The 16,041-nt window shown below is 73.2% G+C and carries 15 protein-coding genes; 12 read left to right on the forward strand and 3 right to left on the reverse strand.

The features are described from left to right. The first annotated feature begins 172 nt into the window (after positions 1-172). The 10 genes from FVA95_RS01855 (at position 173) to FVA95_RS01900 (ending at position 11,904) form a co-directional block, all read left to right on the forward strand. Positions 173-1,459 carry a DUF3662 and FHA domain-containing protein gene (locus FVA95_RS01855; RefSeq protein WP_149662662.1) on the forward strand — a complete coding sequence of 429 codons (1,287 nt, stop codon included), beginning with the start codon at positions 173-175 and terminating at the stop codon, positions 1,457-1,459. Between the two features lie 109 nt (positions 1,460-1,568). Continuing rightward, a complete protein-coding gene (locus FVA95_RS01860; protein ID WP_075309237.1) occupies positions 1,569-2,042 on the forward strand; it encodes an FHA domain-containing protein in 474 nt (157 codons plus the stop codon). Positions 2,043-2,176: 134 nt separating this feature from the next. After that, positions 2,177-3,517 (forward strand): PP2C family serine/threonine-protein phosphatase, encoded by a 1,341-nt coding sequence (locus FVA95_RS01865; protein WP_149662663.1) that lies wholly within the window; start codon positions 2,177-2,179, stop codon positions 3,515-3,517. After that, entirely contained in the window at positions 3,517-5,022 is a 1,506-nt protein-coding gene (locus tag FVA95_RS01870) for an FtsW/RodA/SpoVE family cell cycle protein (protein WP_084786225.1), read from the forward strand. The genes FVA95_RS01865 and FVA95_RS01870 overlap by 1 nt, the downstream gene beginning before the upstream one ends. Then, the gene (locus FVA95_RS01875) at positions 5,019-6,488 is read left to right on the forward strand and encodes a penicillin-binding protein 2 (RefSeq protein WP_149662664.1); all 1,470 of its coding nucleotides are present in this window, start codon (positions 5,019-5,021) and stop codon (positions 6,486-6,488) included. The genes FVA95_RS01870 and FVA95_RS01875 overlap by 4 nt, the downstream gene beginning before the upstream one ends. 40 nt (positions 6,489-6,528) lie before the next feature. Further along, the gene (locus FVA95_RS34310) at positions 6,529-8,280 is read left to right on the forward strand and encodes a protein kinase (RefSeq protein WP_370460815.1); all 1,752 of its coding nucleotides are present in this window, start codon (positions 6,529-6,531) and stop codon (positions 8,278-8,280) included. Beyond that, positions 8,277-10,244 carry a Stk1 family PASTA domain-containing Ser/Thr kinase gene (pknB, locus tag FVA95_RS01885; RefSeq protein WP_149662665.1) on the forward strand — a complete coding sequence of 656 codons (1,968 nt, stop codon included), beginning with the start codon at positions 8,277-8,279 and terminating at the stop codon, positions 10,242-10,244. The genes FVA95_RS34310 and pknB overlap by 4 nt, the downstream gene beginning before the upstream one ends. 20 nt (positions 10,245-10,264) lie before the next feature. Next, positions 10,265-10,900: an aminodeoxychorismate/anthranilate synthase component II gene (locus FVA95_RS01890; protein WP_149662666.1), complete on the forward strand. Its 636-nt coding sequence runs from the start codon at positions 10,265-10,267 to the stop codon at positions 10,898-10,900. 204 nt (positions 10,901-11,104) lie between these two features. Continuing rightward, positions 11,105-11,365, forward strand: a complete 261-nt coding sequence (crgA, locus tag FVA95_RS01895) for a cell division protein CrgA (RefSeq protein WP_020626195.1) — start codon at positions 11,105-11,107, stop codon at positions 11,363-11,365. 101 nt (positions 11,366-11,466) lie between these two features. Further along, entirely contained in the window at positions 11,467-11,904 is a 438-nt protein-coding gene (locus FVA95_RS01900) for a PH domain-containing protein (protein ID WP_240051206.1), read from the forward strand. Positions 11,905-11,980: 76 nt separating this feature from the next. Here FVA95_RS01900 and FVA95_RS01905 read toward each other — a convergent pair whose 3' ends face one another. Then, the gene (locus tag FVA95_RS01905) at positions 11,981-13,099 is read right to left on the reverse strand and encodes a rhomboid family intramembrane serine protease (RefSeq protein WP_240051207.1); all 1,119 of its coding nucleotides are present in this window, start codon (positions 13,097-13,099) and stop codon (positions 11,981-11,983) included. 37 nt (positions 13,100-13,136) lie between these two features. Next, on the reverse strand, positions 13,137-13,682 hold the full coding sequence (locus FVA95_RS01910; protein ID WP_043280629.1) for a peptidylprolyl isomerase: 546 nt from the start codon (positions 13,680-13,682) through the stop codon (positions 13,137-13,139). A 43-nt stretch (positions 13,683-13,725) separates the two neighbouring features. Between FVA95_RS01910 and FVA95_RS01915 the strand changes: the two genes are divergently transcribed. Further along, positions 13,726-14,130 (forward strand): hypothetical protein, encoded by a 405-nt coding sequence (locus FVA95_RS01915; protein WP_149662668.1) that lies wholly within the window; start codon positions 13,726-13,728, stop codon positions 14,128-14,130. A gap of 27 nt (positions 14,131-14,157) precedes the next feature. Here the strand turns inward: FVA95_RS01915 and FVA95_RS01920 are convergent, their stop codons facing one another. Beyond that, positions 14,158-15,318: a S9 family peptidase gene (locus FVA95_RS01920; protein ID WP_240051208.1), complete on the reverse strand. Its 1,161-nt coding sequence runs from the start codon at positions 15,316-15,318 to the stop codon at positions 14,158-14,160. Positions 15,319-15,553: 235 nt separating this feature from the next. Here FVA95_RS01920 and FVA95_RS01925 point away from each other — a divergent pair, with 235 nt between their 5' ends. Continuing rightward, positions 15,554-16,030, forward strand: a complete 477-nt coding sequence (locus tag FVA95_RS01925; RefSeq protein ID WP_149662670.1) for a hypothetical protein — start codon at positions 15,554-15,556, stop codon at positions 16,028-16,030. Positions 16,031-16,041: the final 11 nt, after the last annotated feature.

Here is a 16,041-nt window from a genome sequence, read left to right on the forward strand (position 1 = left end):
GGCGGGACACGGGATGCGCGGCGGCGCCGGGCCGGGTACATCGGAGGAGAGCACGCCGGTGGCACGGCGGGGCCGATCACCCGCTCGTGCCGGGCCCCGCCGGGCCCGGCGGATAACACAGATACGATCGGTCGCACATCACCGACACGCCGATGCGGATGGAGGAGATCTTTTGGGCCGCGTGGACCGCTTCGAGCGCCGACTTCAGGGGTTCGTGGGCGACGCCTTCGCGCGGGTCTTCGGAGGCAGTGTCGTCCCACAGGAAGTCGCGCAGGCACTGCTGAGGGAAGCCGAGGACAACGTCGAGCAGCTCGCCGGAGGTCGCCAGCTGGCGCCCAACCGGTACACCGTTCTGCTCAGCCCCAGCGATCTCGACCGGATGGCGGGCGACGAGGACGGGGTCGTCCGATCCCTCTCGTCGCACGTGGCGAAAGAACTCACCGACCAGGGCTGGGACACCTACGGTGAGGTCGTAGTCTTTCTGGAGCGCTCCGAGGCGCTGCACACGGGACAATTCCGCACCCGCTCCGCTGTCGACCCCGACGCTTCCCGTCGGGCCGCCAACCGAGCACGCACCGCAGGAGAAGCACCCATGAGCCAGCAACCGGGCCACCCCGAGGAGAACGGGCAGTACGGATACGACCGGGGCGCACCCGGCGGGTACGGCCAGCAGACCTACGCTCCTCAGCGGTACGACCAGGAGCAGCAGGGCGGCTACGGCCAGCAGCAGCAGGGCGGGTACGACCAGTACGGGCAGCCCCAGCAGGGCTACGGCCAGCAGCCCGGGTACGACCAGCAGCAGCCCGGCTACGACCAGTACGGGCAGCAGCAGGGGGGCTACCCCCAGCAGGGCTACGGCCAGCCCCAGCAGGGCGGGTACGACCAGTACGGCCAGCAGGGCTACGGCCAGCCCCAGCAGGGCGGCTACCCCCAGCAGGGCTACGAGCAGGGTTACGACGGCTACGGCCAGCCCCAGCAGGGTGGCTACGGTCAGCCGCAGGGCTACGCGCAGCCCGGCTATCCGCAGCAGGGTGGCTACGACCAGGGCTACGACGGCGGCTACGGCCAGCAGCAGGGCTACGCCCAGCCCGGCTACCCGCAGCAGGGCTACGACCAGGGCTACGACGGCCAGGGTTACGGCGGCCAGGGCGGCTGGGGCGCTCCCGCGCAGCTGACCGCGATGCTGATCCTGGACGACGGCTCGAACCGCAACTACCAGCTGGCCGAGGGCACCCACGTCATCGGCCGCGGTCAGGACTCCCAGTTCCGGCTCCCGGACACCGGCGTGTCCCGCCGGCACCTGGAGGTCACCTGGGACGGCCAGGTCGCGACCCTGAACGACCTGGGCTCGACCAACGGCACCACGGTGAACAACTCTCCTGTGCAGTCCTGCCAGCTGACCGACGGCGACGTGATCCGCGTGGGTCACTCCAGCCTGGTGTTCCGCACCCAGGGCTGAGCCACCCGCGGAGCGGAACCCGCGCAGCGACAGCGGTGCGTTCCGCCCGCCCGGTGATCCACCGGGCGGGCGGAACGCGCAGAAACACGAGAAGGGCGAGTAGGACGACGTGCCGGAACTGGTACTGCAACTGACCCGGGGCGGCTTCCTGGCCCTCCTGTGGCTGTTCGTCCTACTCGCGCTCCAGGTCGTCCGCTCCGACCTCTACGCGGCGTCCGGTCTCCGGGCGGCCGCACCCGGCCGCGCCGGCGGGGGCCGGGCCACCCGGGTCCGCGGCGGTGGCCGCGGCAAGGTGGCCCGCCAGCTGCTCGTCACCCAGGGTCCGCTGGCCGGCAGCCGCATCACGCTCGACTCCCGGCCGATCCTGATCGGCCGCGCCGACGACTCGACCCTCAAGCTCGACGACGACTACGCCTCCACCCGGCACGCGCGCATCTCGCAGCAGGGTGACGACTGGTACGTCGAGGATCTCGGGTCGACGAACGGCACCTATCTGGAACGTAATAAGGTCACCGGGCCCACCCGGGTCCCGCTGGGGACACCGGTCCGCATCGGCAAGACGGTGATCGAGCTGCGATCGTGACGGACACGGACCGACCATGAGGTACCGACCGTGAGCCCGACGCGACCGACCGCTCCCCCGGTGCCGCGGCCGTCCGACCGGTCCCGCGGCGCGGGATCCGACCGACGTGCCCCGACCGAAGCCGGAGCCGCCCCGTGACACTGGTGCTGCGCTACTCGGCCCGCAGTGACCGCGGACTGGTCCGGCAGAACAACCAGGACGCCGTCTACGCGGGCCCCCGCCTGCTCGCCCTCGCCGACGGCATGGGCGGCCACGCTGCGGGCGAGGTCGCCTCGTCCCTGGTGATCTCCGCACTGGCCCCGCTCGACGACGACGTGCCCGGCGACGACCTGCTCGCCGAGCTGCGGGACGCGACCCACGACGGCAACGAGGCGATCTCCCGCCACGTCGCCGAGGCCCCCGACCTCGAGGGCATGGGCACCACGCTGACCGCGATCCTGTTCGCGGGCTCGCGCCTGGGCATGGTCCACGTCGGCGACTCACGCTGCTACCTCCTGCGTGACGGCGAGTTCTCCCAGATCACCAAGGACGACACGTTCGTCCAGTCGCTGATCGACGAGGGCCGGATCACCGAGGAGGAGGCGCACACGCACCCGCAGCGGTCGCTGCTGCTGCGCGCCATCACCGGGCAGGACGTCGATCCGTCGCTGTCCATCCGCGAGGCCCGCGCCGGTGACCGCTTCCTGCTGTGCTCCGACGGCCTGTCCGGCCCGGTCAGCGACGAGACGCTGCACGACACGCTGACCGACTACGCCGACCCGCGCGAGTGCGCCGACCGCCTGATCGAGCTGGCGCTGCGCGGCGGTGGACCGGACAACATCACCTGCATCGTCGCCGACGTGGTGGACGTCGACTACGCCGACGACGCCCCGATCATCGGGGGCTCCGCCGGCCGCAACCCGCGCGCAGGCGACGGCGACTACCGCCACGACGAGCGGACCCCGCACTCCTCGGCGCAACGCGCCGCCGCCACCACGCTGCCCCGCACCGAGCCGGTGCGCCTGGAGCCCGCCGCCGCGGAGCAGCCGCGACGCCGGCGCGGCCTGCGTCCGGCGCTCGCCCTGCTGGGCGTGCTCGTGGTACTGGTGGCGGGCGTGTTCGTCGCCCGGGCCCTGGTGCTGCAGCAGTACTACGTCGCCGTCGACCAGAACCAGGTCGCGATCTACCAGGGCGTGCGCGGCAACGTGCTCGGGGTCCCGTTGCAGCGGGTGGTCGAGTCCACCGACATCGGCCTCGACGACCTGCCGCAGGCGGTCCGCAGCCAGGTCACCGACGGCATCGTCTCCGACGACGGCGAGACCGGTGCCCGGCAGACCGTCGACCGGCTCCGGGATCGCATGCTCCCGCTCTGCTCGACGCTGAACCCGCCGCAGCCGCCCCCGGTCGTCCAGGTGCCCGGCGCCCCGCCGGTGACCACGACCCCGCTGCCGACCGCGACCCCGGAACCGGGCCGGAACTGCCGGCTCGACGGCTGATGGCCACGGGCAGCTCCGCCACGGAGCCGACCACGCCCACCGGCCGCGGCATCGAGCTGTTGATGCTGGGGCTGGCCGCCGTCCTCACCACCGGCGCACTGGTCCTGGTCGAGGCGAACCAGGAGCAGTCGCTCACGACCGACCTGCTGTGGGTGGGCCTGGCGTACCTCGTGCTGTTCGCGGGGGCGCACGTGGCGGTGCGTTTCCTGGCGCCCTACGCCGATCCGCTGATCCTGCCGTCGGTCGCGCTGCTCAACGGCATCGGCCTGGTGATGATCCACCGGCTCGACCTGGCGAAGGCCGCCCGCGCCGAGGCCACCGGGAGCCCGGTGCCGAGTGGGCTGATCAGCGCCCAGATCACCTGGACCGTCGCCGGCCTGGCGTTGTTCGCGCTGGTGCTGTTCTTCGTCCGGGACCACCGCACCCTGGCCCGCTACGGCTACACCGCGGGCTTCGTCGGACTGGTCTTCCTGGCGATCCCGGCACTCCTGCCGTCGTCGATCTCCGAGGTCAACGGCGCCAAGCTGTGGATCCGCATCCCGGGCGGCCCCGGCATCCAGCCCGGCGAGTTCTCCAAGATCCTGCTGATCATCTTCTTCGCGGCCTACCTGGTCCAGAAGCGCAACCTGCTCTCCACTGCGGGCCGTCGCTTCCTGGGCATGGAGCTGCCCCGTGCCCGTGACCTGGCGCCGCTGCTCGTCGCCTGGGGGCTGTCGGTCGGCGTGCTCGTGCTGCAGCGCGACCTCGGCAGCTCGCTGCTGATCTTCGGCCTGGTGCTGGTGCTGCTCTACACCGCGACCGAACGCGTGTCGTGGATGGTGATCGGACTGCTGGCGTTCTCCGGCGGTGCCGTCGTCGCCTACAACCTGTTCGGCCACGTCCAGACCCGCGTGCGGATCTGGCTGGACCCGTTCGCCGACTTCAGCGGCGGTGGCTACCAGCTCGCGCAGGCGCTGTTCGGGCTCGGCACCGGCGGCGTCGGCGGGACCGGGCTGGGTGCCGGCCGGCCGGACATCGTGCCCTTCGCCGAGTCCGACTTCATCTTCTCCTCGCTCGGCGAGGAGCTCGGGCTGATCGGGCTGGCCGCGATCATGCTGGTCTACCTGGTGCTCATCACCCGTGGGCTGCGCTCGGCACTGGCCGTGCGCGACTCCTACGGGAAGCTGCTCGCGACCGGGCTGTCGTTCTCGGTCGCGCTGCAGATCTTCGTCGTCATCGGCGGAGTGACGAAGCTGATCCCGCTGACCGGTCTGACGCTGCCGTTCCTGTCCTACGGTGGCTCGTCGCTGCTGGCGAACTACGTGCTGGTGGCGATCCTGCTGCGGATCTCGCACGTGGCCAGGGCACCGCTGCCCGTCCGGCCCGCGAAGCCGCGGGCGCCGATCGCCGAGGCCAGCACCGAGCTCGTCCAGCGTCCCGGTGCGGGCCGGTCCGACACCCGTGACGACAACCGCGCCGACGGTGCCGCCAACGCCGCCAACGCCGCCCAGAGGAGCGAGACGTGAACCGCCCGGTCCGCCGCGTGGCCCTCGCCGTGATGGTGATGATCGTGGTCCTGCTCGGCAACATCACCTACGTGCAGGTCGTCATGGCCGGCCAGTACCGGGACGACCCCCGCAACCAGCGCTCGCAGATCGACGAGTACTCGCGTCAGCGCGGGCAGATCGTCGCGGGCGGGCAGGTCCTCGCGCAGAGCGTCGAGGGGAACGGCCGGCTGCGCTTCGCGCGCCAGTACCCGCAGGGCGAGATGTTCGCGCCGGTCACCGGGTTCCTGTCGACCGTGTACGGCAAGACCGCGCTCGAGCGGTCCGCCGACGAGGTGCTCAACGGCACCGACGACCGGCTGTTCGTGCGCAGGCTGTCGGACCTCATCACCGGCCGGGACCCGGCGGGCGGCAACGTGGTGACCACCATCGACCCCGAGGTGCAGCGCGCCGCCTACGACGGGCTGGCCTCCCGCGGGTACACCGGCGCCGTCGTCGCGCTGGTGCCGCAGACCGGCGAGATCCTGGCGATGGCCTCGACGCCGTCGTTCGACCCGAACACGCTGGCCTCGCCCGACCCCGCCGAGCAGCAGCGGGCCTGGCAGCGCTACGGCGCCGAGGACCCGGACCCGAGAACCAACCGGGCGATCAACGAGATCGAGCCGCCCGGCTCGACGTTCAAGCTCGTCACCACCGCGGCCGCCCTGCAGAACGGCTACACCCCGGACAGCCAGCTCACGGCCGCCCGCAGCATCCAGCTGGCCGACTCCACGACGACCCTGGAGAACTACAACGGCTCGGCCTGCGGCAGCGGGGCGACGGCGTCGCTGCGCGAGGCGCTGGCGCGCTCCTGCAACACCGCGTTCGCCCAGCTCGGAGGCGAGCTCGGCGCGGACAAGCTCCGTGCCCAGGCCGAGGCGTTCGGCATCGGCCGCACCGACCTGCAGATCCCGATGCCCGTCACCGCGTCGCAGGTCGGCCCGATGTCCGACACCCCCTCCACCCAGCAGTCCGCGATCGGGCAGCGCGACGTCAGGCTGACCCCGATGCAGCTGGCGATGATCGGCGCCTCGATCGCCAACGGTGGCCAGACGATGGCCCCGCACCTGGTCAAGGAGATCCAGAGCCAGACCCTGGACGTCGTCGACACCACCGAGCCGGACCGGATGTCGCGGTCGATGCCGGCCGACGTGGCCCGCACCATGACCGACCTGATGATCGGCTCGGAGGACCGGACATCGGGCGGCGGCAAGATCACCGGCGTCCAGATCGCGTCGAAGACCGGTACCGCCGAGCACGGCACCGACCCGAAGAACACCCCGCCGCACGCCTGGTACGTGGCGTTCGCCCCGGCGGACAACCCCAAGGTCGCGGTGGCGGTGCTCGTCGAGAACGGCGGCGACCGGGCGCTGGAGGCGACCGGTGGCTCGGTCGCGGCCCCGATCGGGCGGGCCGTGATCGCCGAGGCGCTGCGGGACGCCCAGTGAGCCCGCGGGACCCGGCCCGGCGCAGGTCCCCGGCGGTCCCGTGAGCGCCCTGTCGGCCGGGCAGCTGATCTCCGAGCGCTACCAGCTGGACCGGCGGATCGCGGTCGGCGGGATGGGTGAGGTCTGGGAGGCCTCCGACACCCGACTCGGGCGCAGCGTCGCGGTGAAGGTCCTCAAGGCGGAGCTCTCCGACGACCCCGAGTTCCTGCACCGGTTCCGCATCGAGGCCCGTACCGTCGCCTCGCTGGACCACGCCGGGATCGCCGCCGTGCACGACTACGGCGAGGACGACAGCCCCACCGGCGGCGGGCGCACCGCCTACCTGGTGATGGAGCTCGTCCGGGGCGAACCGCTGTCGTCGCGGATCGGGCGCGGGCCCATCCCCGCCGACGAGGCGCTCGACATCCTCGAGCAGGCGGGCCGAGCACTGTTCGCCGCGCACGAGCGCGGGTTCGTCCACCGCGACGTCAAGCCCGGCAACATCCTGCTGCGCACCGACGGCGTCGTGAAGCTGACCGACTTCGGCATCGCCAAGGCCGCCGACGCCGTCCCGGTGACCCGCTCCGGGATGGTGATGGGCACCGCCCACTACATCGCACCGGAGCAGGCCTCCGGCGAGGAGGCCGGGCCGTCCGGCGACGTGTACTCCCTGGGCATCGTCGGCTACGAGTGCCTGGCCGGCGTCCGGCCGTTCCGCGCCGAGAGTGCCGTCGCGGTGGCGATGATGCAGGTCCGCGACGACCCGCCGCCGCTCCCGGACGAGATCCCCGAGCGGGTCCGCGAGCTGATCTCCTCGGTGCTGGTCAAGGATCCCGAACAGCGCTACACCGACGGCGCCGAGTTCGCCGACGCCGTCGCCGCGGTCCGGCGTGGGCACCGGCCGCCGCCGCCCGGCATCCCCGCCCCCGGCGGGTACGCGCCCGACTTCCGCGGCGACGACGGCAGCGGCGGCTCGCGCCACTCCCTGCAGGAGAGCGGACCGGGGACCGGCGACGGCCCGTCCGCCGGCGGTCCCGACACCGCCGACCGCGGCCCGCGCACCGGCGACCCCGGCGCCGACGGCGCCCGTCGCAGCGGGCCGGACCAGGGCGTGTCCCGCCCGGTCACCGGCCCCTACCCCGGCGCCGGGCCGGGCCGGCCGCAGGGACCGCGCACCCCGGGCGGCACACCGGCGGGGTCCGGGCCGGTCCCGGTACCCCCCGGCTCGCCGCCCTACGGCGCCCCGCTGCGTCCGCCGCACACCGGGCCGCACGCCGGCGGTCCGGCCGCCGGCCGTCGTCCGGGCGGGCCGCCCACCGGGCCCGGGTTCCCGGGGCAGCAGCGCTCGGCGCCGACGCGTCCGCCGGTGCGCCGCAGCGCCTCCGCCGATCGGATGCCCGAGCTGCACCCGTCCGGCCCGCTCGATCTGGGCCCGCAACGGTCCGGCCGGGCGAAGGCGTGGCTGGCCGTGCTGTTCGTGGTCCTGACGCTCGCCGCCGTGCTGCTGGCAGTGATGATCTTGAGGGGTGTCTCTCCCGACGACATGCGGCCCGGGTCACTGGGGGTCGCGCCCGGTACCGTGGCGACCGCGGCCGGCCCCCCGGCCGGGTCCACGGGACCGGCGGTCCCGGCAGAGCCGTTCGCCGTCCCCCGTGCCCAAGATCGACCGGAGGTGCCCGGTGATGTCCCGGTGATCCCACCGAACGGTCGCTCCGGCGCAGATGCCGCCCGTACGGGACCGGCAGTGGGCGCCGACCGGCATGATGAGCACGCCTCCGACGGACTCGATGAGTACGGGAATCTGAACCGATGACGACACCACGACTGCTCTCCGAGCGCTACGAGCTGGGCGACCCGCTCGGCTACGGCGGCATGTCCGAGGTCCACCGCGGCCTCGACACCCGGCTCGGCCGGGACGTGGCGGTCAAGGTACTGCGGGCCGACCTGGCCCGCGACCCCCAGTTCCAGCTCCGCTTCCGCCGCGAGGCGCAGAACTCGGCGTCGCTGAACCACCCGGCGATCGTCGCGGTGTACGACACCGGCGAGGTCGAGTCCGAGTTCGGGACGCTGCCCTACATCGTCATGGAGTTCGTCGACGGGCAGACGCTGCGCGAGATCGTCAAGACGACCGGCCCGATGACCCAGCAGCGGGTCGTCGAGGTGATGGCCGACGTCTGCGCCGCGCTCGACTTCTCGCACCGGCACAACATCATCCACCGCGACGTGAAGCCCGCGAACGTGATGATCAACGGCGTCGGCGCGGTCAAGGTCATGGACTTCGGCATCGCCCGTGCACTGGGCGAGGGCCAGAACGTCACCCAGACCGCGGCCGTCATCGGCACGGCGCAGTACCTGTCCCCCGAGCAGGCCCGCGGCGAGGCCGTGGACGCCCGGTCGGACGTCTACGCCGCCGGCTGTGTGCTGTTCGAGCTCCTGACCGGCGAGCCGCCGTTCACCGGGGACACCCCGGTCGCGGTGGCCTACCAGCACGTGCGGGAGGACCCCCGGGCCCCGTCCCAGCTGAACCCGTCGGTGCCCCCGGCACTCGACGCGGTGGTGCTCAAGGCGCTCAGCAAGAACCCGGCCAACCGCTACCAGTCGGCCGCCGAGATGCGGGCGGACCTGATCCGCGTGCGCAACGGCGAGCCGGTGCACGCGCCGCTGGTCATGAGCGAGCACGAGCGCACGCACATGATGGCCCACGACGGTGCGACCCAGGCCATGGCGACGCGTCGGCTCGACGCGGGCGGCCCGGCCACCGGCCGGCACACGATGCCGCCGCACCACCCCGACTACGGCGACGACGAGCGTCGCGGAGGGGGCCGCAAGGCCCTCCTGTGGGTCGCCGCACTCGCGGTGATCGGGCTGCTCGGCTTCGTCGGCTTCCAGTTGTTCTCCTCCTCGGGCCCGGACCAGGTCTCGGTGCCCGACGTCCTCGGCCAGTCCCCGGACCAGGCCCGGCAGACCATCACCCAGGCCGGACTGCTGTTCTCCCAGCAGGACCAGCCGTCGGACGTCGCGCAGGTCGGCAAGGTCGTCCGGACCGACCCCGGCGGCGGCAACCAGGTCCCCGAGAACAGCCGGGTGACGGTCTACGTCGGCAGCGGGCCCGCGCAGGTCACGGTGCCGAGCGTCGAGGGCCTGTCGCCGGACGAGGCCGAGGCCAAGCTCCGGGCGGCCGGTCTGCAGGTCGGCGGTCGCACCGAGCGCGACACCAGCGACTCCAGCCAGGTCGGCAAGGTGATCACCTCCGACCCGGGGCCGGGCCAGCAGGTCTCGGGCAACACCGCGGTGTCGCTGGTGGTGGGTCGCAGGCAGCAGACCGTCGCCGTGCCCGACGTGGCGGGCCAGTCGGCCGACGCCGCCCGGACGACACTGCAGAACGCCGGTTTCCAGTCGATCTCCACGACCGAGGTCGACAGCAGCAGTTCGGCCGGCCAGGCGGTCGGCACGAACCCGTCGGCCGGGACCCGGGTCGCACCCGACCAGACCATCACCATCCAGATCAGCCGTGGGAACCAGAACCAGGTGCCCAACGTCGTCGGCCAGCGTGTCGACAGCGCGATCAGCACGCTGCAGGAGGCGGGGCTGAGTCCGTCGATCCGTCAGGTCGACGTCTCGGACTCCTCCCAGAACGGCGTCGTGCTGCAGCAGAGCCCGTCCGGTGGGTCCGAGGCCTCCAGCGGCCAGACCGTTACCCTCACCGTGGGCCGCTACTCCGGTGGCAGCAGCAGCGACGGGGACAACAGCGGCAACAGCGGGTTCCCGTTCAACTGACCATCCTCCCGGGAGGAACCGTGCGCGTCCTCGTCGTCGACAACTACGACAGCTTCGTCTACAACCTGGTCCATTACCTGGCCCAGCTCGGCGCCGACCCGGTGGTCCGGCGCAACGACGAGGTCGAGCTCGACGAGCTCGACGACGTCGGCGCCGTCCTGCTCAGCCCCGGTCCGGGCACCCCGGAACGGGCCGGTCGCAGCGTCGAGGTCATCCACCGCGCCGCGGAGCTCGGCACCCCGCTGCTGGGGGTGTGCCTCGGCCACCAGGCGCTGGCCATCGCCTGGGGCGGGGTCGTGGAGCGGGCGCCCGAGCTGTTGCACGGCAAGACCTCGGAGGTCTTCCACGACGGCACCGGTGTGCTCGCCGGACTGCCCTCGCCGTTCACCGCCACCCGCTACCACTCGCTGACGATCCGGCCCGACGGTCTGCCGTCGGAGCTGGAGGCGACCGGGCACACCGAGACCGGCCTGATCATGGCCGTCCGGCACCGGGAGCTCCCGATCTCCGGCGTGCAGTTCCACCCGGAGTCCGTGCTGACCGAGGGTGGACACCGGATGTTGGCGAACTGGCTGCGCCAGGCCGGCCACGACGTACCGGAGGACCTGGTCGTTCGGCTGTCCGCCGAGATGGCCGGGCTGGTCGCCGGGGTCTGACGCCCGCTCCGCACCGCCCGACGTCCCCGTGACGTGTGACGCCTGTGTCCCCGGGATGCCCCGGACGGCGACGCGGTCGCGCTACCGTGGTGGCGGATCTGTCCGGGTCGCCCCGTCCCCGACCACGGCGCCCCGTCGCAGGTCCCGCCCCCGGCCGGCGCACCGGCCGGACCCGTGTCCGACTCCGACAGGCGATGAGGTCAGATGCCGAAGTCGAAGGTCCGCAAGAAGGCGGCCTACACCCCTCCCCCGGTCAGCCGCACCCCGCAGAAGGTCGCGGGGCCGACGCACCCCGCCTACATCGCCGTCATGGTCGCGATGTGGATCCTCGGTCTCGCCTGGCTGGTGATCAACTATCTGGCGGGTCCGTCCATCCCGTTCATGCTGGCGCTGGGGAACTGGAACTTCATCATCGGGTTCTCACTCATCGTGATCGGCCTTCTCATGACCATGCGGTGGCGTTGACCAGCGGAAATACACGGATGTGAGTTGTCCACCATGTGGATGGCGCCTGTGGACAACGTCGCATGACCACGCAGGGTGATCGACTTCGGTGGTCGACGCCGGTGGGCACGGTCGTCGCACTCTGGGTGCTGGCGGTCGCCGCGACCGGCTGGTCGGTCGCGGTGCTCGTCTCCGGGGCGGAGGCGGCCGGCGCGCTCGTCGCGGGTGTCGCGGCGCTCGGTCTCGCCCTGGCCGCGGCCTCGGGGACCCGTGCCCGGCCCCGGCTGGAAGCCGGTCCCGAAGGGCTGACGGTCCGCAGGCTGACCTGGACCCGGCACGTGCCCTGGAGCCGGGTGGACGACCTGCGCCTGCTGCGGACCCGCAGGCTGGGCCGCGAGTCGGTGCTGCTGGAGCTGGAGCTGCGCGACGTCGAGGACCACGAGCGGCTCGTCATCCTCGGCCGGGCCGAGCTGGGCGCGGACCCGGTCGACGTGTTCGACGACCTGTCCGCCCTGCGCCCGGGACACCGCCCCGGCGACGCCGGCCCGACCGGTCCCTGACCCGCGGCCCGTCGCCTCCACCGACACCGCGGCGCCGACAGCTCGGGAACCCACCCCGGGCGACGGCGGGCCGGGGTCAGACGCCCGCGGCCGCGAGCAGCCCCGCGGAGCGCACCACGATCAGCACCACCGCGAGTGCGGTCAGCCCGGAGACCGCCAGCACCTGGGTCCGCCTGCGCTGCGGGGATCCCGTCCCGAGGTGGACCAGCGCCGCGGTGACCGCGGCGCCGAAGACCAGCCCGCCGAGGTGCCCCTGCCACGAGATGCCCTGGATGCTGAGGCTGATCACGGCGTTGATCGCGATGAGGGCGACGACCTGTCCGGTCGGCAGCTTCAGCCGCCGCAGCAGGACGAACAGTGCCCCCATCAGCCCGAAGACCGCACCGGAGGCACCCGCGGTCGCCCCGTTCGGGGCGCTGAACAGCATGACCGCGGCCGCGCCGCCGAACATGGACACGCCGTAGACGGCGACGAACCGGGCCCGCCCCAGGACCGTCTCGACCTCACGGCCGATGATCCACAGGGCGTACATGTTGAACGCCAGGTGCAGCGGGCCGATGTGCAGGAAGCCCGAGGTGATGACCCGCCAGTACTCGCCGTCGGCGACCAGGAGCGGGACGAGCCCGCCGGCCTGGAACAGCGGCGACAGGAAGTTGGACATCACGCTGCCCGCCGTGACCGCGGTGATCACGTAGACCACCACGTTCGCGACGATCAGCCCGGGGACGACCACCGGCTTCCCGGTGCGGCTCGCCCCGGCGACGGTGCGTCGTCGCGGGGTCGTCCGTGCGGCCTCGGCGAGGCAGTCCACACAGTGCTGACCGACCGGGGCCGGCTGCAGGCAGGCGGGGCAGGCGGGCCGGTCGCAGCGCGAGCAGGCCAGCCCGGTGGGGCGGTCGGGGTGCCGGACGCACACCGTTGCGCCGCCGGTGCCGGGCGGGGCGCCGGGCCCACCGCCCGGGCCGGTCTCCCCGGATCCGTACGGCGAGGATCCGTAGGGCGTCTGCCCGTACGGCGTCGCCGGCCCGGGACCCCCCGACGGCGGACCGCCCGGCGCGCCCGGCGGCGGCCACTGGGGCTGCGGATAGCCGGGCGGCGTCGGGTAGTACGGCGTGCCCGCGGGGCCGGGGGAACCCGGCCCGCCCTCGGGCTCGCCGGATGCCCCGGATCCGCTGCTGTCGGGTCGTCCGTTCACCACGGCCGGTCCACTCGGTGGTCGGAGACCTGCGGGGTCAGGACCGCTCGATCTCGATCTTCTCGATGACCACGTCGGTCAGCGGCCGGTCGGCCTGGCCGGTGGTGGTCTGGGCGATGGCGTCCACGACGGCCCGCGACTCGGCGTCGGCGACCTCACCGAAGATGGTGTGGCGCCGGTTCAGGTGCGGGGTGTTGCCCACCGTGATGAAGAACTGCGAGCCGTTGGTGCCCGGCCCGGCGTTGGCCATGGCCAGCAGGTAGGGCCGGTCGAACTTGAGGTCCGGGTGGAACTCGTCGCCGAACTGGTAGCCCGGGCCACCGCGACCGGTACCGGTCGGGTCGCCGCCCTGGATCATGAAGCCGCTGATCACCCGGTGGAAGATCGAACCGTCGTAGAACGGCCCGGAGTCTCCGCCGCTGGCGTTCGGGCCCGTGTAGTCCTTGCTGCCCTCCGCGAGGCCGACGAAGTTCGCGACCGTCTTCGGCGCGTGGTCGCCGAACAGCACGACGCGGATGTCGCCCTCGGAGGTGTGCAGGACGGCCGTCGTCTTGGCGTTCTCTGGTTCCGTCACGACTACCATCGTGCCAGTAAGCAGCCGCATCCGTGGGAAGCAGGTCCGGAACATGAGTGCCGAGAGGAAGCGGGCCCGTGCCCGCAAGGACGCGACCGAGGCCGTACGCACCTTCGCCGACGCCGGCCGGATCGCCGGTGGCGCGGTCACCGACGCCGTGGCCGGAGGGGTCTCGACGCGTCTGTCCGACCTGTCCGACGTGGTGTCCGGCTCGGTGCACGACGCCCGCCACGCGCTGGCCGAGATCGTCGAGCCGACCCCGGTGCGGGTGCGCCGGGCTCCGTGGATCGTCGCCGTCCTGCTGCTGACCGCGGCCGCGGTGTGGGGCTGGGCGACGGTCCTGAAGCGCGAGCGCGAGGTGGACCCCGGGACCCCGGTCCCGACGACCCCGCCGTCCGAGGACCAGATCCACGGCAAGCCGATCGGTCAGGGCAGGTCGCAGACGAACGGCCACTGACCGCAGGGCCCGTCCGGAACGGGCGGGTCAGGACGGGCGCAGCGTCCGCAGGAAGCCGGTCACGGCGGCCTCGTAGCCGTCGGGATCGGCGTTCCAGCTGCCGGTGTGCTCGGTACCGGAGAACTCCCGGTAGGTGACCGGCCAGCCGTGCTCCGGGGCGGTCGCGGAGAGGTCCCGACTCAGCGAGACCGGGACGGCGGTGTCGGCGTCGCTGTGCAGGACGAGCGTCGGGGGGCGGATCGCGGGCGGACGCCGGACCAGGTCGAACCGGTCGAGGTCGATCCCGATCCGGCGTGCGGTGAACCGGGCCGCGACCCCGGCCAGGGTCGGGGGGAGACCGCGGTTGCGGGCCTGCCGGCGCAGCGTGCGACGCCAGTCGAGCAGCGGCGCGTCCCAGACCACGGCGTCGACGAGGTCTGCGTGCGGGGACCGGTCGAGGAACGCCCCGCCCACCGCGGCCCCCATCGACCAGCCGACCAGCACCAGCCGGCGCGCGCCGTGGACCAGGGCGTAGGCCGCGGCGGCGTCGACGTCGCGCCACTCGGTGTCGCCGAGGTGCGAGCGCCCGTCCGGTGACTCCGGAGCGGTCCCGTCCCCGCGGTAGCTGACGACGAGCTGGGTGAGCCCGGCCGCGTGCAGCGCGGGCAGGATCCGCAGTGCCTCGCGTCGGGTCCCGCCACGGCCGTGCACGCACAGCGCCCAGACGTCCGGGTCACCGCCGTCCGGAGCGGGGATCCGCCACGCCGGGGCGGGGCCGAGGTCGGTGGGCACCTCGACCTCGTCGAAGGGCAGCCCTCGTGCGGACGGGTCCGGGTCGAACGGGCCGGCGTCGAGCACGGCGGGGCCGATCGCAGGGACCGGGCCCGCGCGCAGCTCCCGGACGACCGTGCGCCGCCCGCGGTCCAGGACCGGACCGACGACGGCCAGCCCGGCCGGGCCGCGCAGTCCCCACACGCCCGGCTGCGCGGACAGCCGGGTGCGCGCCAGCTCGACGGTGCCGTCCCCGGCGGCGACGACCCGCTCGGGCAGCCCCGGGTGCGGCGACGGGTGCAGCAGGATCGTCGAGTAGTGCCAGCCGATCGCGGCCGCGGCGGCGCCTCCCGCCCCGCCCAGGACCCCGGCCAGCGCACCCGCGACGGGCACCGAAGGACGAACGGAGTGGCGGACGGAGGAGCTCGGCGCGCGCACGCGCTCATCCTGCCCCCCCGCGTGCGAGCACCGCGAGTGGACCACCGGAAGCATTCCGGAGCGACGAGCACTCGCCCTTACGTGCGAGACCCCTCTCAGGTTGCCACTCGTACGAGTGAAGATCACTTGTCGATCGACTGCGCACCGCAACCGCTTGATGTGGATCTCGTTGTCCCCCGGCGAGGGTCGTCCATCAACCCTCCGCTCCCCCGTTCCCCCTTGGAAGGACGTGCGCATGAACTCGCTCGCCCGTACCGCCCTGCGGCTGTCCCTCACCGGCGCCGGCATCGCCGCGCTCGGCGCCGGTCTCGTCGGCCAGGCCTCGGCCGCCGAACTCCCCGAGCTGCCCGAGCTCCCGGCCGCCCCGGACACCTCCGCCCTGACCGACACCGCGGACAGCGTCCCCTTCGGCGAGCTGCAGATCCCGGACACCGAGGCCCTCGGTCTGCCGGAGCTGCCCTCGACCGACTCGCTGCCGAGCGCGCCGTCACTGCCCGGCACCGACGGCCTCCCCACCGCCTCGCCGCAGGCCGCGGACGTCGCGTCGGAGCTGCCCTCGGCCGAGGACGCCCCCGAGCTGCCGTCCACGGACGACCTGCCCGAGCTCCCCTCGGTGGACGACGCCGGCCTCCCGTCGGTCGACGACGCGGGCGCGCTGCCCGTGTTCGAGGTCCCGGCCGTCATGCACATCGAGGCGCCGACCGGCTCCTGACGTCGGTCCGG

The sequence above is a fragment of the Pseudonocardia sp. EV170527-09 genome (assembly GCF_008369905.1).
Classification (GTDB): domain Bacteria; phylum Actinomycetota; class Actinomycetes; order Mycobacteriales; family Pseudonocardiaceae; genus Pseudonocardia.

Bases quoted from the DNA above. Each gene is read 5' to 3' on its own strand.
- FVA95_RS01870 (WP_084786225.1), top strand. From the start codon at position 3,517: ATGGCCACGGGCAGCTCCGCCACGGAGCCGACCACGCCCACCGGCCGC.
- FVA95_RS01915 (WP_149662668.1), top strand. From the start codon at position 13,726: ATGAGTGCCGAGAGGAAGCGGGCCCGTGCCCGCAAGGACGCGACCGAG.
- pknB (WP_149662665.1), top strand. From the start codon at position 8,277: ATGACGACACCACGACTGCTCTCCGAGCGCTACGAGCTGGGCGACCCG.
- FVA95_RS01925 (WP_149662670.1), top strand. From the start codon at position 15,554: ATGAACTCGCTCGCCCGTACCGCCCTGCGGCTGTCCCTCACCGGCGCC.
- FVA95_RS01910 (WP_043280629.1), bottom strand. From the start codon at position 13,682: ATGGTAGTCGTGACGGAACCAGAGAACGCCAAGACGACGGCCGTCCTG.
- crgA (WP_020626195.1), top strand. From the start codon at position 11,105: ATGCCGAAGTCGAAGGTCCGCAAGAAGGCGGCCTACACCCCTCCCCCG.